Here is a 23,416-nt window from a genome sequence, read left to right on the forward strand (position 1 = left end):
CCTTAGTTACGTAAAGGTTTTCCTTTGACGAGCATGTGCTGCATACGTGCCTGTGATTTCACTTCTCCTACAAGACTTAAAAAGGCTTCTCTTTCAAGCTCTAATAAGTATTGCTCCTCTACCTCTGTTCCAAATGGCAGTTTCCCGCCGGAAATGACATGAGCTAATTTTTTTACAATGGTCATGTCATGCTCTGAAATGTATCCTGACAGTCTCATATTTTCAGCAGCCAAAATCATCGCTGCATAGCCTGTTTCTCCCATGACCGGCACCTTTTGCTTGAGCGGCGCACGATAACCGGCTTCATCAAGAGAGAGCACCAGTTGTTTTGCATCATAGATCAGGTGATCCCCGTTCATACTGATCCGGTCACTCACGCGGAGCATGTTCATATCCCGCGCATCCTCAGCTGAAGTCGATACTTTTGCCATTGCAATTGTTTCAAATGTTTTCAGCGTGGCATCCTGTATAGCCGTCTGCGACGGCTTCGCTGATCCTTGCAGGTGACGAAGATATAACTCTTTGTTTCCGCCGCCTCCTGGAATCAGTCCAACTCCCGCTTCCACAAGTCCCATGTAAGTTTCGCTGGACGCCTGAATAGCTGCTGCCGGCAGACAAACTTCTGTTCCGCCTCCTAATGTCATCCCAAATGGGGCGGCTACGACTGGGCGATTGCTATATTTCACCTTCATCATTGCCTGCTGGAAGCGTCTGATCACAAAGTCAATTTCAAAGAAATTGTCGTCCTGTGCTTCCATTAAAATCAGGGCAAGGTTTGCGCCAACACAGAAGTTCTTCCCTTGGTTTCCGATGACAAGCCCTTTATAATTCTTTTCCGTCTCATCAACAGCGCGATTGATCATATCAATGACATCTAGTCCAATGGCATTGCTTTTAGAATGAAATTCGAGCAAGGCGACATCATCACCAATATCGATCAGGCTCGCACCAGAATTTTTGAAGATGACGTCGTGTTTCTTTTTCAATCTAGCTAAAGATATATGTTTGTCGTTCCCTTTTTCCTGTTCATAAGCCCCGTTATGATAAAACGCACGCTCTCCATCAGCATTCTCTTGATAGAATGACTCGTGTCCTTTTGACAGCAGGTCTTGCACCCATGCTGGAATACTGTGGCCTTCTGCTTCCATGCGTTCGGCAGCTTTTTTGACACCTATTGCATCCCACAGCTCAAATGGGCCATGCTGCCAGCCGAATCCCCATTTCATGGCGTTATCGATAGACTGAATATCATCCGCAATTTCACCTTTTAGAAGAGCTGAATAAAGAAGTACGGGCGCTGTCATATTCCAAAGTAGTTGCCCTGCACGGCCATCCTGATAAATAAGCGCTTTCAACTTTGCTTTTGCACCCTTTTGCTGTTTCGCCATTTCAATGCCTGGATCTTTTAGCTTTGTGCGTTCTCCATATGTGAGCGTCACTGGGTCAAGCTCTAAAATGACCTTCCCATTTTTTTGATAAAAACCTTGGCCTGCCTTGCTGCCAATCCATCCTTTTTCGAGCATTCTTTCAATAAACTCTGGCAGCTGAAAAATCTCTTTTTCCTTTCCTTCTACCTGTTCATATACGTTTCGTGCCACATGAGAAAACGTGTCGAGTCCCACTACATCCAGTGTACGGAAGGTCGCACTTTTCGGTCTTCCAATGAGAGGTCCTGTGACAGAATCCACTTCTCCGATGGTGTATTTGTTCTCAAGCATTTCACGCACTGTGACAAGAAGTCCATAAGTGCCAATGCGGTTTGCAATAAAGTTCGGTGTGTCCTTTGCTTCAACCACACCTTTGCCGAGTACATCCTCGCCAAATGTTTTCATAAATGACAGTACTTCTGGATCGGTTTCTTGAATAGGAATGATTTCTAAGAGCTTTAAATAACGAGCTGGGTTAAAAAAATGTGTGCCTAAAAAATGGCGTTTAAAATCATCTGATCGGCCTTCTGCCATTTTTTCAACTGAAATACCGGATGTATTGCTTGATACGATGCTTCCTTCTTTGCGGTGTTCGTCGATGAGAGAGAATACGTGCTTTTTGATGCTGAGCTTTTCAGTGACAACTTCAATGATCCAGTCAGCATCGTGTAATAAGGAAAGGTGGTCTGTGAGATTTCCCGGTGTGATGTATGATAGGTTTTTTGCTGAAGTAAGAGGTGCTGGCTTTTGCTTTAACAATTTTTTCATCGCTTCTTGACTTAATCGATTCCGAACACTAGGGTGATCAAGCGTCCGCTTTTTCGCCGTTTCTTCCTTTGTCAGTTCATTTGGCACAATATCTAGCAGTGTAACTGGTATCCCAATATTGGCTAAATGTGCAGCAATGCCTGAGCCCATGACACCTGAACCAATGACAGCCGCCTTGCGAATATGTTTGCCCATAAATATCCCCCTAAACATTTTGAATGAACAGTCATTCATTTTTTGTCCAAAAAAAAGCAATGCCTCTTTCTTTATCTTAAAAGATTTTCCGAAACAGTTCAATAGCAGATTTCAAAAATTTACACATTCTCGTGTGCCTTATTTTGCGGCGTATGAATTAAAGATGAGAGGGAATTGTAAGAATGGAGGTGATGTCCACATGTCTCGTTTGAAGAAAAACCCATCGAAAGCAGGCGTTAGTGCTGCAAGTGTAAAAGGAAACGCAGGTCCATCACAGGAAGCAGACCTAGGCGGGAAAAAAACCAGTCAAAATCAGCAATATAAAAAGAATCAGTAAGGAAACAAATTCGTAAGGAGGAACACAAGTTGAACAATCAGCAAATGAATATGCCCCCAGAAGTCATTTCAGTGAAGGATTCCTTGTACTTAGAGGATATGCTCAACTGGAACTTGATCGCCATGAAAAAGGCTCATTTTATGGCCGAGCATTGCCAGGACCAAACATTGAAACAAGAATTAAATCAAGTTGGGCAAATGCATCATCAGCATTACACACAAATTCTTCAGCATTTAGGCAGCTCAGGGCAAGGCCAGTCTACTGGCTTTATGCAATAGGAGGAAAAAACATGGAACAGCAAAACCAACAAAAAATCGGGAATCCACAAACTCCGGTTCCCACAACAACCAACATGAACGATCGTGATTTTGTCACAGATCTCTTGTCGACTGAAAAATATATGACAAGTGGATACAATACAGCGCTCAATGAATTCAGTCATGAATCTCTTTATCAGGATATTCAGCGAATTGCACTGGAAACACAGAAAACACAAAGACATTTATATGATGTCATGTTCCGATATGGCTGGTATTCTGTTGAAGCCGCTGATCAGCAAAAGCTCCAGCAGGCACACCAGAAGTTCCAGCAAACACTGACAGATCAATCTCCGTACGGTTCATCACAAATGTCATAAGAAAAAAACTGCCAGTCTAGTGCTGGCAGTCAATTGTTGATAAAGGGCTAAAATGATTTTTATTTTAGCCCTTTGTCTTCTTTTCAGCGTGATAGAAAACCTTTGCAGTCTAGGAAGAACGGCTACTTTTGCGGAGCGAATTGAACATTCGTGAGCACCAGCGCACAGGACTGACAAAGAATGCGAGGGTTTGTCTACACGCTGCTGGCAGTTTTTTAACGGTCTTTATTGGCACGGTGAGCTTCGTTCAACTGTTTGATTCGTTGAATCGTGTGTTTGATTTCTTCTTTTGCTTCTGGATACGTTTCATTGAAATGCTTTGCTAGCGGCGGCATGCTTTTTGCGATATGGGAGTAGATCACCCATTGTTTCACATCTTGTTTCAGCTCGTCTGTTGATTCACCGAGCAGCAGCTCTGTATATTTATCAAGCAAGCCTTCCAGCTTTTCATCTAATTCATTTCCCATTGATATTCCGCTCCTTTTTCAGAAAAAAGCCTGACTCTGTGAGACACAGATGTCAGGCTTTTGACATACGATTATCTTGCAGCAAGAAACGTTTCAGCTTGCGCTTGCTGCACAATACAGCGTCCTCTACCGTGCGGAATACATAATGGTGTTCCAAATAAAGGATCTGTTGTCACTTGGCAATTCATATCAAAGACATTTTTCACGAGATCACAATTAATCACTGTTTCTGGTCTGCCTTCTGCATAGATTGACTTGTCTTTAATCGCGACAAGATGATGAGCATATCTGCATGCAAGATTGAGATCATGAAGAACCATCACAATCGTGCGCTGCTCTTTCTCATTTAAATCAAACAGAAGGTCCAAAATTTCGATTTGATGCGTCATGTCTAAATATGTCGTCGGCTCATCTAACAAAATAATATCGGTCTCTTGGGCCAGCGTCATCGCAATCCATGCACGCTGCCTTTGTCCACCTGATAATGAATCAACGGTCCGATCAGCAAGATCTTCCATCTTTGTTGACTTCAATGCGCGGTTCACAGCTTCTTCATCTTGCTTCGACCACTGCTTCAGCCAATTTTGATAAGGATATCTGCCTTGCTTCACTAACTGATGCACGGTTAATCCTTCTGGCGCTTCTGGTCCTTGTGGAAGAATGGCGAGCTGTTTCGCTACTTCTTTTGTTGGTAATTTTGCAATGGAATGACCTTCAAGCAGGACAGAACCACCCATTGGCTTCATGAGACGGGCCAAAGAGCGCAGTAGCGTGGATTTACCACATCCATTACTGCCAATAAATACTGTGATTTCACCCTTAGGGATTGATACATTTAGTTCATCGATGATCATTGTTTCTCCGTAGCCTAAGCTTAAACCTTCAGTAGAAATGGCACTCATTCCGCTCAAACGCTCCTTTTCTCATCCAAATTTTTATATGAAATATCGTCTATGTACAGACGTAAAAGATCACTTATCTCAATTTAGTGTATCAGATTTAAGTGATCTTGAAAATCATTTTCAATTAAAAAATGAGAAAGTCTCGTTTATTTCTTCCTTTGGAATGTACGTTTGGTCCCATCCTCGAGCTTTAAATCGATCTGAATCCGCTGATAATCATCATCTAAATTAAAAGCAGTTAATAGTTCATTTACATACGCTTCATTGATCTTTGCACTAGGAATCGACATATCATTCAGCTTCATCTTCATCTCGCGCAAAGCTTCTTCTCCTTCATAGCGGGCTCCATTCATATGGTCACGAATGATTGCTTCCTCTTTGCCTCTTGCCTGACGGTAGGTCGCTTCGTATAATTCGTTTTTCTGTCCATATTGGACAAGCAGATGCACATGCTGAAATGGCAGTTCCTTCATTTGAACAGCTGACAGACTTTCTGCTTCTGCTTCATGTGTTTGTTGTAACGGTTCAACTGATTGACAGCCGGACAGCATAAAGAGCAGCACTCCTATTCGTCCCGCCTTCTTCCAACACATCATGTGTTTCCTCCTATTTCACAGCATCGCTTTTTATTCTTCTCCAGGCTCCTTTTTGTTATTCAATAAAACAGCCCACTATGATAAATTGAAACAAAAAGGAGGACCGGATGATGAAAAGAACAGCCATTGTAACTGGTGCCAATAGCGGCTTTGGCAAGCTCATCACGATGTGTCTCGCCAAGCGGGGCTATACAGTGATTGCCGGCGTCAGACAGGAAACCAATGCAAAAAAGCTCGCTGAAGAAATCGAGGAAGCCTCTTTATCTGGCATGATACATATTGAAGCGTTAGATGTGACCGATACGCAGTCGATTCAAGCATTTCAGAAGAAGCTTCATGCTTATGCACCCATTACACTGCTTGTGAACAATGCGGGAACAGCCTTTGCTGGTTTTGCGGAGGAGGTTCCTGTCGATACATACCGCCAGCAATTTGAAGTGAATGTCTTCGGTGTGATGGAAATGACCCAAGCCGTGCTGCCGTTTATGACGAGTGGTGCAAAGATTTTCAATATGAGCAGTATCAGCGGATTAATGGGAATGCCTGCACTTTCTCCATATGTATCATCTAAGTTTGCGTTGGAAGGCTATACAGAAAGCTTGCGGATTGAACTGGCTTCGTTCGGTATACAGGCGGCCTTGATCGAGCCGGGCTCTTTCCAGACGAATATTTGGAACACTTCCATGAACGAACAAATGATTCAGCCAGCAGAAGGATCGAAATACACAAAACTCTATCAAAAGATGATGGCCCATATTGATGCCCAGAAATCCAACTATGGAGATCCTCGTGAAGTAGCAGAGCTTGTTGTACGTTTAGCAGAAAAGAGACGGCTGAAACGGCTGAGATATCTTGTTGGAAAAGGTGTACGACTTTCATTCACAGCAAAGCAGCTTCTGCCGTGGAACATGTGGGAACAGATCATACTACGTACACTTTCAAAAAAATAAGCACAAAAAAACAGGTGGACATGTTGACATCCACCTGTTTTTTCATTTATTCGCTATCTGACTGTCCAAGGGTAATATCTAGATTTTTATTCTTTCCTTCACGGATGACAGTCATTGTAGTTTTATCGCCGACTTTTGTTTCTTTGTAAAGAATTTCTTTCAGCTGAGAGCTGTTCACTACGTCTTTTCCTTTGAACTTAATGATGACATCTCCAGATTTCAGGCCTGCTTTTTGAGCAGGTGAACCTTTTGAAACATCCTTTACGTAAATGCCTTTGCCGATTTGTTTATCAAATAAGCCGAGCGTATTTTCCTGATACGTCTCAGGCACTTGCTCAAGGTCAATCATTTGTACGCCAAGGTATGGACGTTCGACTTTTCCATTTTTCAACAACTCATCTACAATCGGTTTGACATCGTTACTTGGGATCGCAAATCCGAGTGATTCCACACCGCTTTCGCTGATTTTCAAGCTGTTAATGCCAATGACTTGACCATCTGTATTGATCAGTGGCCCCCCGCTGTTTCCTGGGTTAATGGCTGCATCTGTTTGCAGTACATTCATCTCCACCGTACCAGATGACGTATTTGCTTCTACAGTACGATCAAGACCACTAATGATTCCTTCTGTCACAGTACCTGAGAACTGTGCACCGAGCGGATTCCCAATGGCAATGACTTTATCTCCAGCACGAAGCTTAGAAGAATCACCAAAGCTCGCCACTTTATCAATGCCGTCTGCGTTCATTTCAACAACGGCTAAGTCGGTCATGACATCACTGCCGACAAGCTTTGCGTCTTTTGTTTTTCCATCATAAAGGGTGACCTTGATTTTATTGGCCCCTTCGACAACGTGGTTATTTGTAATAATGTACGCTTTTTTTCCATCTTTTTTGAAGATGACACCAGAGCCTGTTCCAGCTTCAGCTTCTGTTTGATCACCGCTCAAGCCAAACGAGTTTTGTGTAGATTGATAGTTTGAGACCCCAACAATAGTGGGCTCTAAATCTTCTACCATATCAGCCACATTTGTGGCATTTGTGATTTGTTTTGTCGAGAAATTATCTGAGGCTGCCGGCTCGCTTGATGCGGTCTGCGTTTGCGTGTTGGCAGCTGTATCCTGTGACTGCGGCAAAAGCGGTGTAATGCCAAGTACAAGACCCCCGCCAATAATTCCTCCAAGAATTGGGCTGAGCCATGCCGCCTTCCGCTTTTTCTCTTTTTTCGACGCACGGTCATCCACCATTTGAGGAGAATGCTTTGTCACACTCTCCTGCGAGGCAGATGCTTCATTTTCATGCTGGTGAAAAACAAGATCCTTCTCTTTTTCTGGTGCGTCTATTTGTTTCTCATTCTCTTGATGGGTATCTTTTTGATGATTCATTTCATTGTCTTGATTTTCTGGATGATTCATCTTATTCTCTTCATCTTCTCTTCGGAAATCCATCGCTTGCACTCCTTTACATCATGTTTCATTCATATGTCTAGATAGGACTCAGGTCCTCTTAATGGAAAGATCATTGAAAAATACTTTATGGCAATATGTCAAATTATATAATACTTATTCATAGAAAAAAAGCAAGGTGCGCACATTGATGAAAAGCACCTATTCATCCGCCTTTTGTCTATGCCCTTTTTTCCCTTGACCTTATCATAATCAAACATTATGGGATAATGATGAGAAGAATATGTGAAATTGTGAAAAAAGCGTGTGATTGTTGACATGCCGCCTTCGTATCCCGTTATAATGACGTTGAGAGGATGTGGAAGACTTTGTCGTACACCATTTATTTAGTTGAAGATGAACAAAATTTAAATGAACTGTTAACCAAATATTTAGAGAGTGAAGATTGGAATGTCTCCTCTTTTTTAACCGGAGAAGCGGCACGCGAGGCCATAAACAAGCCGCCGCATCTATGGATTTTAGATATCATGCTGCCTGATACAGACGGCTATACCCTCATAAAAGAAATTAAAGCCGCATCACCTGACGTACCGGTCATTTTCATTTCAGCACGTGATGCAGATATCGACCGTGTCCTCGGTTTAGAGCTGGGAAGCAGTGATTATATTGCAAAGCCGTTTCTTCCTCGTGAGCTGATCATTCGGGTTCAAAAGCTGCTGGAGCTTGTGTATAAAAACAGCGATACCCCGCAGCAGCAAAGCGTCACTTCAGTTTCTTCTTATGTCATTCATGAGGATGTAAGAGAGGTCTATGAAGAGGGGCAGCTCATTAACTTAACTTCTAAGGAATTTGACTTGCTGCTTTTATTTACACATCACCAGGGACATGCTTTTTCTCGTGAAGATATCCTCGTCAAGATTTGGGGACACGATTACTTCGGGACAGATCGTGTGGTGGATGACCTTGTCAGACGGCTGCGCAAAAAAATGCCCGACTTAAAGGTCGAGACCATCTATGGATTTGGCTATAGGATGCTTAAAGGATGAAGAACAAACCGCTCGCTTTTCAAATTTGGGCTGTGATCTCTGGCATTTTGCTCACCATTTCCATTGTCCTGATTATTCTATTTTCCAATACATTACGTGACTTCTTCACAAATGAAATTTATAAAAATATCGAAAATGAACAGCAAGTGCTGACAGAATATCCATTGAACCGAGACGGCTCGCCAAAGTCGACACCGGAAAACCGCTCCGTGCAGCACATTTTGATCCCGTCAGATGAATTAGATCAAATGGCGCAGTTTTTTCCGCATGCTTTTATTGAGAAAATCCAATCGTTTGTGAAAAAACAAAAAAGCGCAACGAAACGGTATTCTGAAGAGGTGAACGGCCAGCATATCTTTTTTGTCATCAAAAAAGTATCATCAGGCAATACACAATATATTCTTCTGTCCTATGCACCAGATTCTTATCGAGATGACCTGTCCTTTACGCTGTTTAAACAGCTGATCTTTATCTTAGGCACTGTTATTTTACTAAGCTGGATTCCATCGATTTGGCTTGCCCGCTATCTATCCCGACCAATCGTTGCGTTTGAAAAGCACGTCAAACGGATTGCCCAAGAGGACTGGGACGATCCTGTCATCGTTGACCGGCAAGATGAAATTGGCAAACTTGGTCATACCATTGAAGAAATGAGACAAAAACTCATTCAAAAAGATGAAACAGAACGGACACTTTTGCAGAATATTTCACATGACTTAAAAACACCTGTCATGGTCATCCGCGGCTACACGCAGTCCATTAAAGATGGTATTTTTCCTAAGGGAGATCTTGAACAAACGGTGGAAGTCATTGAAGGTGAAGCGGAAAAGCTTGAGAAGAAAATCAAGGATCTGCTGTACTTAACAAAGCTTGATTATTTATCTAAACAACATCCCGCACATTCTTCCTTCCTACTCAGTAATACGATGCTGGAAGTGGTCGACCGAATACGCTGGTCGAAAAATGAATTGCAGTGGAACGTGGACTTAGATGATGAGGCTGCTCTTGAAGGCGATCCAGAACAATGGAGCAAATTATTTGAGAATGTACTAGAAAATCAACTTCGCTACGCAAAAAGTAAGATTGATATTCAGATGAAACAAGAAGAGGATCAAATCCGCATTGTCATTCGTAATGACGGTCCTCCAATTGAAGAACATATGCTGTCCAACCTATACGAACCTTTTAGTAAGGGAAAAAAGGGCGAATTCGGTATTGGATTAAGCATTGTCAAAAGAATTCTTTCAATGCATCAAGCGTCCATATCTATTGAAAATGATGATCTAGGTGTACGTTATACAATCATGGTTCCAAAGAAGAGACTGTAGGTTTTTGACCGCAGTCTTTTTTAAATGAATGAATACCCATTGAAATCACGGTATGTGGCTTTGATCTTTTTGCCAGCTTGATACATCCATTTCTTTTCAATGGTTGTCTCTTTCGGCATTTTGACTTTTTCTACTTGAATCCCTTTTGTTCGCAAGCGTCTAATCATATCATCGATTTCTCTCATGGAACATCATCCTTTCACATATTTTGACCAGTTGGTCACCTTACTTTATAATATAAAGAATTACACTGTAAAAAACAAGTTACAATCTGATTAATTTTTGAAAACTTTCGTCGTTTATGACCAATAAGTCACATCTCTTTGCGCACGTTTCCTAAGACATTTGTCTCTTGGTAAGAAAGGATGACATTCATATTGAAAAAGAAAGAAAAAATGATCATTGAGGCTGGCATGAAATTATTTGCCAGCAAAGGCTACAACACAACGTCTGTTCAGGAAATTGCGGATGAATGCCACATGTCAAAGGGTGCTTTTTATCTTTATTTTAAATCAAAGGAAGCATTGCTCATTTCGATCCTTCATTACTATTACGATAAGGTATTTACCCGGATTCATGAGGTTCAAACAGAGGGCGGCACACCAAAAGAAGCCTACCGCAAACAGCTCACTGTCTATTACGATAATATTTTGCAGCAAAAGGATTTTATTAAAATGCAGCTGAGCGATCGAGCGCTTCCTATGACTCAAGAAACGCAGCAGCTCGCAAAACAAATTAGGCTTGCGACGATTCAGCTTCATATCGATAATATTAAACAAGTGTATGGAGACGCTGCCATTCCTTATATGGCTGATTTATGTTTGACGATTGAGGGCATGAGCCACGTTTATTTCGAGCTTGCGATTTTATATGATTTTCAGCTGGAAGCAGAAGAGCTTGCCACAACCATGATTCACCGTATCGATGATTTGATGGGCGGTATGATGAAGCGAAATGATCTTCCTCTCATTTCTGTAGATCAAGCGAGCGATTGGTTTGGTCCGATTTATGAAAGGTCATTCGATCCGCTCACAGAATCTCTTTTACAGGAATTAAGAGAGATGGCTGAAGCACACTATGAAGTGAAAGACGAGCCTGAATTATTTGAAGCACTTGGCATTCTGGAAAATGAATTAAACAAACAAAAACCAAGACAAGTCATCGTGAAAGGCATGCTGTACCAATTGAAATTATATGCACCGCTTCAAACCAACTCCGAATCTCTTTTGCGCATTTTGAAAGAGGATCATTTGTAAACACATATTTTCAATGAAAAAAACCAGGGGCAGCCGCCCCTGGTTTCTTATTTTGCTTTCGGTGTCACCATTTCCTCTGGTTTCACAAATTGCTCGAATTGCTCTTCAGTTAACAGCTCTAATTGAAGTGCTGCTTCTTTTAGTGTTAATCCTTCTTTGTGCGCAAGCTTTGCAATTTTCGCTGCATTTTCATATCCGATGTGCGGGTTTAGTGCCGTCACAAGCATCAATGAATTGTTCAAGTTTTCCTCAATCGTTTCAAGGTTTGGTTCGATTCCAACTGCACACTTGTCATGGAATGAGTTCATACCGTCAGCAAGTAGTTCAACTGATTGCAGGAAGTTATAAATGATGACTGGCTTAAATACGTTCAGCTCAAAGTTTCCTTGGCTTGCCGCAAAACCGATTGTGGCATCATTCCCCATGATTTGCGCTGCAATCATAGTTAAAGCTTCACTTTGGGTTGGGTTAACTTTTCCTGGCATAATGGAGCTTCCCGGCTCATTTTCAGGAATGATCAATTCGCCAATTCCGCAGCGAGGACCACTTGCAAGCCATCTTACATCATTGGCAATTTTCATTAAATCAGCTGCAAGTGCTTTTAAGGCACCGTGTGCATACGTAATTTCATCATGGCTTGTCAGCGCATGGAATTTGTTTGGTGAAGAATTGAAAGTTTGACCTGTCAGCTGGCTGATTTCCTCAGCAACATATTGACCGAACTCAGGATGTGCGTTAATTCCTGTACCAACAGCCGTTCCGCCAATGGCTAATTCTCTCATTTTTTCAGTTGATTCTAGAATCATTTCTTTTGAACGATCCAGCATGTATACCCAGCCGCTAATCTCTTGACCAACTGTCAGCGGTGTTGCATCCTGCAAGTGCGTACGGCCGATTTTCACAATCTCTTGATACGCTTTTGCTTTCTCATCAAGAGTTGTTCTTAACTGGTCAATTGCAGGCAGCAATTTTTTGTACACAGCTAAAACAGCTGCCACGTGCATAGCCGTTGGGAATGTATCATTTGAGCTTTGGCTGCGGTTAACGTCATCATTCGGGTGAATGCTGAACTCGCTATTTTTATCTTTCAAGTAAGCAGTTGCTCTGTTTGCAACGACTTCGTTCATGTTCATGTTACTTTGTGTTCCACTGCCTGTCTGCCAAACAACAAGCGGGAAATGCTCGTCATACTTTCCGCTGATGATATCATCACATACAGCAGCAATTGCTTCTGCTTTTTCGCTTTCAAGGTTGCCAAGTCGTTCGTTCGCAATCGCTGTACTACGTTTCAAAATTGCAAACGCATTCACAACTTCCTTTGGCATTTTCTCAGAACCGATTTTGAAATTTTCTTTGCTTCGTTGTGTTTGTGCACCCCAGAACTTGTCCTTCGGCACTTTGATTTCGCCCATTGTGTCTTTTTCGATTCTAAATTCTGTCATTATGTATCCCTCCATAGCTTCTCATCACTCAACTCTATTCTATACAAAAAACGAAAATCCTTTAAGCGTTTTCAATTAAAATTTTATCTTTATTTTAATTTTAGTTCAATATAAACGCGAACATCCTTCGAATATTTGTATTTTGGGTTCGTTTTTCCGTAATCCTTTGATGTATAGGTCACCTCATAATGCTTGTCAAACGACTGTAGAATACGGTCGATCTCCTCTTTTGTTCCTGCTAAACGAATCTGTGCCATCTTGTTTCCTCCAAAACCCTCATTCTTTCTTTTACCACAAAATAATGTAACACAGAATATTGTTTTTTCAAGCAGGTAATGCTAAGAAAAAGATTTGAGGCGGGTGATCCAAATGAATCAAACTCCATTAAAAGAGCACTTATACGATAATCTCTCCGTCATCCTTCCACAATTAAAAGAAATGGACGATTTGGTCCATGAGAAAAAAACACTGCCTCACGGACAGGTGGTTTACTATTTATACATAAAAGAAATGAACGAAACGATGGAGATTCAAACCTTTTTAAAGCTGCTTCTCCAAGATCATACGTCTCTCACAAAAGAGAAGCTGGAATCCAATTTATCGATGATGACCACCCGTTCTGTGAAGACCTCCGAGGAATTGGTCGATGCGATTTTTGAAGGGCATTGTGTGGTACTGATTAACGGATTTCAGCATGCGTATATTTTAGAAACGCATGGAACGAAGAAACGCAGTATAGGTGATGCTACCTCTGAAACAATTGTGAGAGGCCCGAAAATTGGCTTTATTGAAGATTTAGATACGAACTTAGCTCTTGTGAGGCAGCGCTTGAAAAACCCCGATCTTAAAACCGTCGACATGAAAATTGGTCAAAAAAAGTACACCCAAGTGACCATCATGTACATTGACGGTATGGCTCAATCGTCTGTTTTAAAAGAAGTGAAAAAAAGGCTCAAACAGGTCACGATTGATGATATACAAGATTCTGGTGTTCTTGAGGAACTGATTGAGGACAATGTGTACTCGCCTTTCCCGCAAATCCAAAACACAGAACGGCCGGATAAAGTGGCATCTGCTTTAAATAATGGACGTGTCGCCATTTTTGTTGATCATTCACCTTTTGTGTTAATTGTACCTGCTTCTCTCGCGACGATTATGCAATCACCCGATGATTATTATGAAAGGTGGATCGCTGCCTCTCTCATTCGGATGCTGCGGTTTACCTCTATTTTTCTGACATTATTTTTATCAGCCATTTATATTGCGCTTGTGTCCTTCCATCAAGGGCTTTTACCAACAACTCTTGCTATTTCAATCTCAAGCACTAGAGAAAATGTCCCCTTTCCGCCTATTGTGGAGGCACTAATCATGGAGTTAACGATTGAGCTGCTGCGGGAAGCAGGTTTAAGGCTGCCAAATCCGCTCGGGCAAACGATTGGACTTGTAGGCGGAGTTGTCATCGGGCAGGCGGCCGTTCAGGCTCATATTGTGAGCTCGATCATGGTGATTATCGTCAGTGTGATTGCCCTCGCATCATTCACTGTCCCGCAATATGGGATGGGCATGTCGTTCCGCGTGCTCCGGTTTGTGTCCATGTTTACAGCAGCTACCTTTGGTTTATATGGGATTGTGCTGTTCATGCTCGTTCTCCTTACTCATTTAACACGGCAAAAAAGTTTTGGGACGCCTTATTTCTCACCAGATTTTGTGTTCAGCTATAAAAACGAAGACAATTCCATCATTCGATTGCCTTTAAAAAATCAAAAGAAAGGAGAACGATATGGTCAATCATAAAGAGTCGATCACCAGCTATCAGGCAAGTGCCATCATTGCCAATACAACATTAGGTGCAAGTATGATGATTCTGCCAAGAGCAATGGCTCAGGCTGCAGCTACACCTGACGGCTGGATTGCGCTCTTACTCATGAGTGGCATTTACATTGTATTTATTTTTGCGAATGTCCTTATGATGAAAAAAGTCCCCTTCTCCTCTTACTATGATTATACGAACGAGGGGCTTGGCAAGTGGATCGGTGCCCTTGCTAACCTGCTCATTATTATTTATTTTCTCGGCGTTGCCAGCTATGAAGTGCGGGCTATGTCGGAAATGGTGAAGTTCTTTTTGCTTCAAAACACTCCTGTAGCGGTGACAATGATCAGCTTTATTTTGGTCGGTCTTTATCTTGTCGTCGGCGGGATTGGTGATTTTGCCAGACTGTGCCCTTTTTTCCTCATTGTCACCCTGATTATCTTATTTATTGCTTACGGACTCAGTGTTCAAGAGTTTAAGTTAGATAACCTCCGGCCTGTTTTAGGCGAGGGCTTCTCACCTGTCTTCAAATCCTTTAATGCATCAGCCATTTCGTTTGTCGGTATTGAAATGATGCTGTTTATGCCTGTCTATATGAACACGCAAAAACACACCTTTGCTTATGGCGCAATCGGCTTTTTGATTCCTGCGATCATTTATATATTCACCTATATTCTTGTCGTTGGTGCGTTCACTGTGAAAGAAACTGCGACGTTGACTTGGCCGACGATTGCTTTATTTCAATCGTTCGATATACAGGGGATCTTTATTGAGCGGATTGAATCTTTTTTGCTTATCGTTTGGCTTGTTCAGCTTTATACGAGCTTTGTAGGATATACGTTTTTTGCTGCAATGGGGGTATCCAAACTAACAAAATTACCCAAAAAAGTCGTACTCGTATTGATGGGAATTGTCATCTACTTTGCCGCCATTTTCCCAAAGGATGTTGATACGGTGCGTGATTATTTAACCTATGTGAACAATTTATTTTTCCTTTTATTCGGCATTCTCCCGTTTCTCTTATTTATCATCGTGTTTTTTAAAAGGAGGCGGAAAGCGGCATGAAAAAGAAAGCGGTTTTTGCATTAATGACCCTTTTTCTATTAAGTGGATGCTGGGATAGTACCAATATTGAGGAACTCAACATGGCGATTGGTTATGGCTTAGATAAAGGAGATGACGGTCATAAGCTTAAAATATCAATGCAAGTCCTTGTTCCTCAAAAAATTGAACAAGAATCCAGCGTAAAAGACCCAACAAAGATTATAGAAACTAGTGGTGATTCGGTACATCAAATATTCCGAACAACGACGCTCAAAAGTCACCGTATTTTCGCCCAGCAGCTGAGAGTGTATTTATTTTCTGAGGAACTCATCAATGAGAATAATTTCGACCTCGTCATTAATCAATTCATTCGCGACAATGAAACGAGGAGAGGAAGCCTCGTCTTTATGACCTCAGAAAAGCCTGGCGATTTGCTGAAAATCAATGACGCTGGTCAACCAGCTTCTTCTACATTATATGACCTTTCTGCGAATACAAAATCGACCATACGTATGTTCAAGCCCGTTTCATTAGGAGATATTTCTTCTGCTATGCAAAACAACGTATCTTTTGCTGTTCCGAAAGTCGGTGTGGATCAAGGGAAATTAATACTCGACGGAGCCTCTATTATTAAGAACAGACGATTTCTCACCAGCATCTCTCCGTTAGCCGTGCAGTCATACAACCTGTTGACTGGGGACGGAAAAGGCGGAGTGATTGAATTTGAATATGATCACAGCATCTATTCGTTTGAGATTTTTAAACTGAAACACAACATTGAAACGAATAAAACAGCGAGCGGAAAATATCAATTTAATGTGTCAGTGGCGCTTGAAGGAAGGTTGTCTGAGGATTGGAATGAGCGGGAAAATGCATTTAATGAAAAGTATCTCCAAGAGATTGAAGGAGTCGTGGAGCGTCGAATAGAGAAAAACGTAAAAGATTTCATTGGAGAATTACAGCATGAGATCAAAGCAGATATTTGCGGGTTTTCTCAAAAAGCGAGTATTGCGTATCCGAAGGACTTTCGAAAAGAAGCGAAGCATTGGGATGAAATTTTTAGTGAATCGGACATTCGTTACAAGGCAAATGTGAAAATCCGTGACTTCGGGACTAAGGGCGCAACACAATCTTTATAGAGTATGTTAAAATGGTAAGAAAAAAAGGGTGTCAATCATGAAACGAGCTTTACTTTCGGCCGGCATTCTATTTTTGATTCTAGGGATACTTCTGTTAATCGTTGTATTCACGCAATCAAAAGAAGATTTCTTCATTGAAGCCGACAGCTTTTCAAGCACATTTTTGATCGTGGTTTATTATGGACAAACCCCTGCGCTCCTTCTGTTGGGAGGCGGATTATTCGTCGGACTTTCACAGATCATTGATTTGCAGGAAAAAAAAGCGGCAGCAGCAACGGAGAGCGTAAAGCTTTTATCCGAAATGAAGAAAACCCTGGAAGAAAAATCGGCCAAGGAGCAGGAGGCTTTTCCAGTTCCTGAGCTCCATCAACTATCCGAACGTCCGATCACAGGACAGAAGGACTAATTTTACGCATGTTCTAGCAGCTTTCACCTGAAAGCTGTTTTTTTATTGAATCAGCTTATGACGGTGCGCATACACAGCCGCTTGCGTTCGATCTTCCACATCAAGCTTGGAAAGAATGTTGGTAATATGGGTCTTCACCGTTTTAATTGTAATAAATAATTCCTCGGCAATGACCTTATTCGATTTCCCATCCGCAATCAGCTTCAAGATCTCCATTTCTCTTGCTGTTAATGAATCGTGAAGGATGGACCCATTTGATGAATGACGGAGTTTATTCATGACCTTTCCAGCCACTTTTGATTCAAGTCTTGGTTCACCGATACTTGCTGATCTGATGGCATCAGCAATTTCTCCTGCCTTGGATGTTTTTAATAAATAGCTTAAAGCACCCGCCTCAATCACTGGATAGACTTTATCATCGTCAATAAAGCTCGTCAGAACGATGATTTTGGCATCTTCAATTTCCTGACAAATTCTTTTCGTTGCTTCGATGCCATCCATCCCTTCCATGACAAGATCCATTAAAATGACATCTGGCCTTAATTCAACGGCTAGCTCTACACCTTTTTGTCCATCTGACGCTTCACCAATGACTTCAATATCAGCCTGCGCCTCTAAAAAGGCCGCAAGACCCATTCTCACCATTTCGTGATCGTCGATTAAAAGCACTCGAATCATCGAACGTTCTCTCCTTTTCCTTCATCAAAAATGGGAACCTTCACATCAATTTGTGTGCCTTTTCCCTCAAATGACATAATCTCTGCGACACCGCCTACTTCACTTGTTCTCTCTCGAATCGATTCAAGTCCGTAGGAGGCTGTCTTCACATGATCTGTTTGAAAGCCGATACCATTATCAATAATCTTTAGCTGCACTTGCCGGTTTCTTATGAGCAGGCGCACAGTTACCTTTGTCGCCTTTGCATGCCTAAATACATTAGACAGGGCTTCTTGCACAATTCGGAAGAGGTGGTCCTCTACTCCTTTAGATAGCGGAACATCATCTTCGATTTCCCAATCAATATCAATCGGCTGCTTTGCTTGGAATTCATTTAGCAGCTCAATTAAGCCTTTTTTCAGGTCTTTTCCTTCTAGCGTGATCGGTCTTAGGTGAAGCAGAAGAGCACGCATCTCATTTTGTGCATCGCCAGCCATTCGTTCGACAAGCTGCATTTGCTTTAATATCTTTTCGTCCTTTTCCTTCATGCCTTCAAGAATAGCTGAAGTCATCATTGAAATTGCAAATAACTGCTGACTGACCGCATCATGGAGCTCTCGTGCAAGCCGCTGCCGCTCTTCTGAGACGACCGATTTCTTCATTTGAACCTGCCATTCAGCCCGTTCATTTGAAAGCTTTTGCAAAGAGGCTACTTGCCCTTCGACCCGCTTCGCCATTTCATTTAATTGATCGGCAGCTAAGCCAATTTCATCGTCGCCAAGAGACGGCAGTCTGTATGCAAAGTTTCCATTTTCAAATTTCAAAATCGACTCAACAAGCTGATCGAGGCGTTTCTTATGCTGATAGCCAAATACACTCCCGGCAGAAATCCCAATCGCAAGACTAACGATGAGTAAAATACAAAAAAACGGTATGCCAAACCAGCGGGTAGAAAGCAGGATCATCGGATCAAGCTGATAATAAAAAAACATCGGCAGTGTCGTCATTGTCACAACACCGAGCGAGATACCGACGCCAAGACGAACAGATTGCCACTGGAGACCTAAATGCAATTTCCTCATAAGTATCTCACATCCACATCTCCGATCAGCAGAGAGATGGAGATTTTCACTTTTCGTTTGCTCTCATCGTAATCGTTGGTCATCACGTACACTTTACTGCCAAACCCGCTTCTTTTTTCATCTATGATTTTCATATCACCAATCGCGGCGGAAGCACTCACACATACTTCAATATCCTGCGGTACGTAAATATCCACATCTCCGATCAGCCCGCTAATCACGATCGTACTCTCTTCTTCTGCGATGATCGCTTTTGATAAATCGATTTTCACATCGCCAATAAAACCTGAAATCGTCAAATCACTTAATTGAAACGGCTTTTTCATCAGCCTGACTTCACCAATAAAAAAGTCATGCTCTTTGCGCGGCTTTGTCTGGCTTTTTGTTTTCTTCTGATCGCTCTTTTTTTCAAGATTGACTTTCAGTGAAGGCTTCCCGTCTCCTGATGTTTCCTTTTTATCGACATCAAAAACAGGTTTATTTTTCAATAAGCGATAGCCGGCATAAATCAAAAAGGCCGCAAATAGGTAACCTGTTAAACTAAATGTAATATTGAGCAGAAATTTTAAGAAGAGAAAGCCAGCAAAAATATAGGAAACTGAACCGAGCCAACGTTTGGATCGTGAGTGCAGCCAATAACCCGCCAGCGCAAAAAACACAGGCCAAAACAAATCTGCTCCGATCCCAATAATTTTGAGAAATAAATTAATACCAAATATCACAACAATGATGCCTAAAATTTGATTCCTTGTAAAACGCAGTTGACTCGCCTCCTTCCTTTCTTTCATTCATTACCGCAGCTTGAGGTTACCACTTGTCATTTCAATATCGACTAAATGTGTCCCTTTTCCCCGCGTACCTGTAAAGCCTCGACCTTCATTATCTACTTGATCAAAGTCATACGAGTGATCGACGCTTCCACTTGTTTTTTTCACCTGAACGTTGAAATCTCCGTCATCTGGCAAATTAAATTTCGCGCTCCCTGATGTCATATGAAAGGAGACAGGTGACTCAATTGTATCAAAACTTGCTGTCAATCGGCCGCTTGTCATGCCCAATTGCAGCTCGCCTTTGACATCATTAATATCGGCACGCCCTGAAGTTGCCCCAATATCACTATCCTTCGCATCAATGTGCGACACTGCCAGTCTGCCAGAGGTTGCTTTGATTTCTACATTTTTTGCTGAGAAATTCTCAGCTGTGAGGTTTCCGCTCGTTGATTTAAGTATCACATCTTGAAGGGACAGCTTTCCTTCTCCGTCAATCTCACTGACGCCGCTTCCACCTGTAATCTTCACATTTTTATGATAATCTGTTGGAATTTTAACTAAAAGCTCTCCTTTTTCAAATTGAGTGAAAAACAAGAAGCTTTTATTTTCAGCACGAATTTTGAACGTACCGCCTGTTTGCTCCGCATACATTTTCCCTTTTCCATTGACAGCAGTCACCGAGATATCGGAACGATTTTCAGGTTTTACCTTCACGCGAAACCCAGAAAGAGAAATATCTAATTGATCAATCTCCTCTTTTTTCGCTGAAGCTGTTGTCACTGGTTTTTCACGGGAAAAACTTAAATGAAAGAGATTTTCATTTTTGAAAAGCATGCCAATCATTAAAAAGATACCTACAAGTATACAAATTAGACCGATTAATCGCTTCATTTATACCATCCCTTTATCTTCTGACCTTTTCATTATAAGGAAAAGCGAAACAGAAAGAAATCAAATATCGGAAGAAAAAGCCTGCTTTTCTTCCGATTTGACCTCTATACGTTTGCTTGCTGCTGTTCAGGCTTTTTCTCAAGTTTCAGCTTCTGCCATTCTTTTTCAACCTCATCGGCGTAGTCTAAATGAGCATATGCCCCTTGATCTGCAAATTGTGCATAGCTGCCTGCCTTTGTTTCCATTTCTTCAATACGGTTCTCCATTCGAAGAAACTCTTTATATGCACTTTCACTGTCTACTTTATTGATGGAATCATTCATATGCTGCTTTGCCTGTGCGGCATTGGCTCTTGCAATCAGGGCCTGCTTCTTGTCTTTTATATCACGCAGCTTTGTTTCTAAGTGCTGCAATTGCTCTTTCAGCTCTTTCAATTGTTTCACAGATTGCTGGTAGGCTTCCTGATATTCGTTGTGCTTTTCTTCAAAATACTTCATTTCTGTGAGCGCTTTTCGTGCAAGCTCCTCTTCTCCCGCATGATATGCCAGCTCGGCCTGTTTCTTTCGCTTTTCAGCAAATGCTTCCGTCTCTTCTGCTTTTCGCAGGAAGCCTTGCTGAATCGTTTGCTGTTTGATGATGGCATGTTTCGCTTTCGCAACATCATCCTCCATATCACGAACGTATTGATTCAGCATGACACGCGGATTCTCCAATTTATCTAAACCTTCATTGACAGTTGCAACAAACATATCTCTTACTCTTCTTAATACCATTTGATATTCCTCCCTTTATTTTTTCTTTAAAAAGTCTTCCCACTCTTGATCAAAAGACGTATGAATCGGTTCTTCCGTATTAGGTGCCGTGTTTGGCTCCATATAGGCTCTGCTTGATGATTTTTCGGTAGATTCACCATTGATCATCGACCAGCCAAAATAAAGAAGTACCCCTGCAAATGCGATGCCGAGTATAAACGGCAGAAATTGCACGACGATCAATACACCAATGACTGCTAGAATGACACCTAAGGTTTTACTGCCTTTTTCGTATTTTTTAACACCTACATAGATGAGCCCTGCACCAATCAAAACCGGGATCAGACCACCAAATGAACCACCAAAGAAGATGGATAAACCGACAAACAATAAAATTGAACCGATAATGGTTTTACTTGTTATTTTCATCTTCATGCCTCCTTTCTTGCTCCTTGCTTTAACTATAGTCAAAAAAGAAAGCCGGCAAAACGTGTCACAGATTGATCTTTGATTGCGACTAGAGTCGTAACAATGCTCAGACTAAGCGGCAGAACCTAATAAAAAAGCACTCTTCTATGAAGAGTGCTTTCCTTATTTAGAACGAAACACATCGGCACTTCGTTCATATTCAACATCAGCTTCACCAAGCCGATAATTCACGATTCGAGCGGCTGCAAATAAATAATCGGAGAGACGGTTTACGTATGAGAGCGCAACGGCTGGAATCTCCTCCTGTTTTGCAAGCGTCACAATATGCCTCTCGGCTCTTCTGACGACTGTCCGCGCTACATGTAAGAGAGCAGCGCCTTCCTGACCACCCGGTAAAATAAACTTAGTAAGCGGCTCAGCTTCTTCTACATAGACATCCATTCTTTCCTCAAGGACTGTCACAGAGGCTTCTGTTAATTTGCCTGCTTTACGTGGTTTGACTGCTGCCAAATCACCCCCGCAGTCAAACAGCTCATGCTGTATAACGATCAGCTCTGACAAAAGGTCCGGAAACAATTCGCCATGCTGCCGTAATTTTGCATGCGCGAGTCCAATAAAGCTATTCGCCTCATCTAACGTACCATACGCCTCTACTCTCACATCATCTTTATCGGCTCTTCCTCCAATCAAGCCTGTTTGGCCCTGATCCCCGGTTTTCGTATAAAGTTTCAACGGTTTTCCCTCTTTTCTACTGCTTTGTCCTTCTAGTATAACCTGAAGTTAAAAAGATGTATTTGTTTTATTATGAAACACTTTTACTGAAAATCACTCCAACCCTCTTATATATGTTGAATGATGAAACATCCCGTTTTATAATGAATGAAAGCGCTTTTTAATTATGAGAGATGGGGTGGGATGTACGTGAGTTTACAAAATAAAGTAGCAATCATTACAGGTGCAAGCAGAGGAATTGGCCGCGCCATTGCGGAGGCACTTGCCTGCGAAGGAGTGCACGTCGTTCTCAATGGAACGAACGACATGCTGCTGCAAGAGGTTTGCTCCTCACTGAATAAAAAAGAGAAACGAGCCGTTTATGTTGCTGGTGATGCTAGTTTACCAGAGACAGCCTCTTCACTCGTGGAACAAGCGAAAACACATTTTGGACAGATTGATCTGCTGGTCAACAATGCTGGGATCAATTTACGAAAATCCACAGTCGAGACATCCCTTGATGAGTGGAAACGATTGATTGATATTAATTTGACCGGCACGTTCCTCATGTGCCAAGCGGTCATTCCTGACATGATCAAACAACAAGGCGGAAAGATTATTAATATGAGTTCTACAACTGGCAAAACCCCTCATCACAATGCATCACCTGCATACGGTGCATCAAAGGCAGGCATCAATTATTTAACCATGCATCTTGCCAAAGAATTAGCAGAGCACCACATTCATGTGAATGCTGTCTGCCCTGGTCCAATTGAAACAGACATGAGCAAACAGTGGAGCGATGAATACCGGCGTTCGGTTTTAGATAGAATTCCTTTGAAAACGATTGGAACACCAGAACAAGTCGCAAATGTTGTGACATTTTTAGCTTCTGACCAGTCGGATTTTATCACAGGAGAAACCATCAATATGAATGGCGGAACGTATATGAACTAGAAAAAAAGAGCC

27 protein-coding genes are annotated in these 23,416 nt (G+C 41.9%); 12 read left to right on the forward strand and 15 right to left on the reverse strand.

All coding sequences use genetic code 11. From position 1 onward, the window contains the following. Positions 1-2 precede the first annotated feature (2 nt). A complete protein-coding gene (locus tag MHI23_RS15250; RefSeq protein ID WP_342492064.1) occupies positions 3-2,390 on the reverse strand; it encodes a 3-hydroxyacyl-CoA dehydrogenase NAD-binding domain-containing protein in 2,388 nt (795 codons plus the stop codon). 199 nt (positions 2,391-2,589) lie between these two features. Here MHI23_RS15250 and MHI23_RS15255 point away from each other — a divergent pair, with 199 nt between their 5' ends. Genes MHI23_RS15255 through MHI23_RS15265 form a run of 3 tightly spaced genes read left to right on the forward strand, consistent with a single transcriptional unit; the run spans position 2,590 to position 3,364 of the window. Next, entirely contained in the window at positions 2,590-2,727 is a 138-nt protein-coding gene (locus MHI23_RS15255; protein WP_003212904.1) for a YuzL family protein, read from the forward strand. A gap of 44 nt (positions 2,728-2,771) precedes the next feature. Continuing rightward, positions 2,772-3,005 (forward strand): hypothetical protein, encoded by a 234-nt coding sequence (locus tag MHI23_RS15260; RefSeq protein WP_224426662.1) that lies wholly within the window; start codon positions 2,772-2,774, stop codon positions 3,003-3,005. 11 nt (positions 3,006-3,016) lie between these two features. Continuing rightward, positions 3,017-3,364: a spore coat protein gene (locus tag MHI23_RS15265; protein WP_024423410.1), complete on the forward strand. Its 348-nt coding sequence runs from the start codon at positions 3,017-3,019 to the stop codon at positions 3,362-3,364. Between the two features lie 215 nt (positions 3,365-3,579). Here the strand turns inward: MHI23_RS15265 and MHI23_RS15270 are convergent, their stop codons facing one another. The 3 genes from MHI23_RS15270 to MHI23_RS15280 form a co-directional block, all read right to left on the reverse strand. After that, positions 3,580-3,831, reverse strand: coding sequence for a YusU family protein (locus MHI23_RS15270; RefSeq protein WP_024423411.1), 252 nt, complete (start codon positions 3,829-3,831; stop codon positions 3,580-3,582). Positions 3,832-3,902: 71 nt separating this feature from the next. Then, positions 3,903-4,733 (reverse strand): ABC transporter ATP-binding protein, encoded by an 831-nt coding sequence (locus tag MHI23_RS15275; protein ID WP_008347057.1) that lies wholly within the window; start codon positions 4,731-4,733, stop codon positions 3,903-3,905. Between the two features lie 146 nt (positions 4,734-4,879). Then, positions 4,880-5,326: a YusW family protein gene (locus MHI23_RS15280; RefSeq protein WP_025094132.1), complete on the reverse strand. Its 447-nt coding sequence runs from the start codon at positions 5,324-5,326 to the stop codon at positions 4,880-4,882. 113 nt (positions 5,327-5,439) lie between these two features. On the opposite strand from MHI23_RS15280, the gene MHI23_RS15285 reads away from it, so the two are divergent. Then, positions 5,440-6,279 (forward strand): oxidoreductase, encoded by an 840-nt coding sequence (locus MHI23_RS15285; protein ID WP_080652907.1) that lies wholly within the window; start codon positions 5,440-5,442, stop codon positions 6,277-6,279. Between the two features lie 46 nt (positions 6,280-6,325). Here MHI23_RS15285 and MHI23_RS15290 read toward each other — a convergent pair whose 3' ends face one another. Then, positions 6,326-7,726 (reverse strand): trypsin-like peptidase domain-containing protein, encoded by a 1,401-nt coding sequence (locus MHI23_RS15290; RefSeq protein ID WP_024426010.1) that lies wholly within the window; start codon positions 7,724-7,726, stop codon positions 6,326-6,328. Positions 7,727-8,052: 326 nt separating this feature from the next. Here MHI23_RS15290 and MHI23_RS15295 point away from each other — a divergent pair, with 326 nt between their 5' ends. After that, a complete protein-coding gene (locus MHI23_RS15295) occupies positions 8,053-8,730 on the forward strand; it encodes a response regulator transcription factor (protein ID WP_024423415.1) in 678 nt (225 codons plus the stop codon). After that, positions 8,727-10,058, forward strand: coding sequence for a HAMP domain-containing sensor histidine kinase (locus MHI23_RS15300; protein WP_024423416.1), 1,332 nt, complete (start codon positions 8,727-8,729; stop codon positions 10,056-10,058). Before MHI23_RS15295 ends, MHI23_RS15300 begins: the two co-directional genes overlap by 4 nt. A gap of 20 nt (positions 10,059-10,078) precedes the next feature. Here MHI23_RS15300 and spxO read toward each other — a convergent pair whose 3' ends face one another. Then, the gene (spxO, locus tag MHI23_RS15305; protein ID WP_003212782.1) at positions 10,079-10,243 is read right to left on the reverse strand and encodes an anti-adapter protein SpxO; all 165 of its coding nucleotides are present in this window, start codon (positions 10,241-10,243) and stop codon (positions 10,079-10,081) included. Between the two features lie 192 nt (positions 10,244-10,435). Here spxO and MHI23_RS15310 point away from each other — a divergent pair, with 192 nt between their 5' ends. Further along, complete coding sequence (locus MHI23_RS15310) at positions 10,436-11,314, forward strand: TetR/AcrR family transcriptional regulator (RefSeq protein WP_024423417.1); 879 nt, start codon at positions 10,436-10,438, stop codon at positions 11,312-11,314. Between the two features lie 47 nt (positions 11,315-11,361). Here MHI23_RS15310 and fumC read toward each other — a convergent pair whose 3' ends face one another. Both fumC and MHI23_RS15320 read right to left on the reverse strand, forming a co-directional pair. Beyond that, positions 11,362-12,756: a class II fumarate hydratase gene (fumC, locus tag MHI23_RS15315; RefSeq protein ID WP_342492065.1), complete on the reverse strand. Its 1,395-nt coding sequence runs from the start codon at positions 12,754-12,756 to the stop codon at positions 11,362-11,364. A gap of 89 nt (positions 12,757-12,845) precedes the next feature. Then, positions 12,846-13,013, reverse strand: a complete 168-nt coding sequence (locus MHI23_RS15320) for a YvzF family protein (protein ID WP_003213147.1) — start codon at positions 13,011-13,013, stop codon at positions 12,846-12,848. Positions 13,014-13,125: 112 nt separating this feature from the next. Here MHI23_RS15320 and MHI23_RS15325 point away from each other — a divergent pair, with 112 nt between their 5' ends. The 4 genes from MHI23_RS15325 to MHI23_RS15340 are packed head-to-tail and all read left to right on the forward strand — an operon-like array spanning position 13,126 to position 17,155. Next, positions 13,126-14,550 (forward strand): spore germination protein, encoded by a 1,425-nt coding sequence (locus tag MHI23_RS15325; RefSeq protein ID WP_342492066.1) that lies wholly within the window; start codon positions 13,126-13,128, stop codon positions 14,548-14,550. Further along, the gene (locus tag MHI23_RS15330) at positions 14,537-15,631 is read left to right on the forward strand and encodes an endospore germination permease (protein ID WP_224426619.1); all 1,095 of its coding nucleotides are present in this window, start codon (positions 14,537-14,539) and stop codon (positions 15,629-15,631) included. The genes MHI23_RS15325 and MHI23_RS15330 overlap by 14 nt, the downstream gene beginning before the upstream one ends. Beyond that, entirely contained in the window at positions 15,628-16,749 is a 1,122-nt protein-coding gene (locus MHI23_RS15335) for a Ger(x)C family spore germination protein (RefSeq protein WP_024426014.1), read from the forward strand. The genes MHI23_RS15330 and MHI23_RS15335 overlap by 4 nt, the downstream gene beginning before the upstream one ends. Positions 16,750-16,786: 37 nt before the next feature. Continuing rightward, a complete protein-coding gene (locus MHI23_RS15340; protein WP_024423422.1) occupies positions 16,787-17,155 on the forward strand; it encodes a hypothetical protein in 369 nt (122 codons plus the stop codon). Between the two features lie 42 nt (positions 17,156-17,197). Here the strand turns inward: MHI23_RS15340 and MHI23_RS15345 are convergent, their stop codons facing one another. The 7 genes from MHI23_RS15345 to MHI23_RS15375 all read right to left on the reverse strand — a co-directional run bounded on the left by MHI23_RS15345 (position 17,198) and on the right by MHI23_RS15375 (position 22,468). Beyond that, complete coding sequence (locus MHI23_RS15345) at positions 17,198-17,833, reverse strand: response regulator transcription factor (RefSeq protein ID WP_024426015.1); 636 nt, start codon at positions 17,831-17,833, stop codon at positions 17,198-17,200. Further along, the gene (gene liaS, locus MHI23_RS15350; protein ID WP_024426016.1) at positions 17,830-18,894 is read right to left on the reverse strand and encodes a two-component system sensor histidine kinase LiaS; all 1,065 of its coding nucleotides are present in this window, start codon (positions 18,892-18,894) and stop codon (positions 17,830-17,832) included. Before liaS ends, MHI23_RS15345 begins: the two co-directional genes overlap by 4 nt. Further along, complete coding sequence (liaF, locus tag MHI23_RS15355; protein WP_208946375.1) at positions 18,891-19,682, reverse strand: cell wall-active antibiotics response protein LiaF; 792 nt, start codon at positions 19,680-19,682, stop codon at positions 18,891-18,893. Before liaF ends, liaS begins: the two co-directional genes overlap by 4 nt. A 3-nt stretch (positions 19,683-19,685) precedes the next feature. Then, a complete protein-coding gene (locus MHI23_RS15360; protein ID WP_024426018.1) occupies positions 19,686-20,555 on the reverse strand; it encodes a DUF4097 domain-containing protein in 870 nt (289 codons plus the stop codon). A gap of 104 nt (positions 20,556-20,659) precedes the next feature. After that, positions 20,660-21,328, reverse strand: a complete 669-nt coding sequence (locus MHI23_RS15365; protein ID WP_024423427.1) for a PspA/IM30 family protein — start codon at positions 21,326-21,328, stop codon at positions 20,660-20,662. Positions 21,329-21,343: 15 nt separating this feature from the next. Continuing rightward, positions 21,344-21,736 (reverse strand): membrane protein, encoded by a 393-nt coding sequence (locus MHI23_RS15370; protein WP_024426019.1) that lies wholly within the window; start codon positions 21,734-21,736, stop codon positions 21,344-21,346. 162 nt (positions 21,737-21,898) lie between these two features. Beyond that, entirely contained in the window at positions 21,899-22,468 is a 570-nt protein-coding gene (locus tag MHI23_RS15375) for a cob(I)yrinic acid a,c-diamide adenosyltransferase (protein WP_268420654.1), read from the reverse strand. A gap of 189 nt (positions 22,469-22,657) precedes the next feature. On the opposite strand from MHI23_RS15375, the gene MHI23_RS15380 reads away from it, so the two are divergent. Next, on the forward strand, positions 22,658-23,404 hold the full coding sequence (locus tag MHI23_RS15380; protein ID WP_342492067.1) for a 3-oxoacyl-ACP reductase family protein: 747 nt from the start codon (positions 22,658-22,660) through the stop codon (positions 23,402-23,404). Positions 23,405-23,416 lie beyond the last annotated feature (12 nt).

Source organism: Bacillus sp. FSL M7-0003 (assembly GCF_038628485.1).
GTDB lineage: Bacteria > Bacillota > Bacilli > Bacillales > Bacillaceae > Bacillus > Bacillus safensis.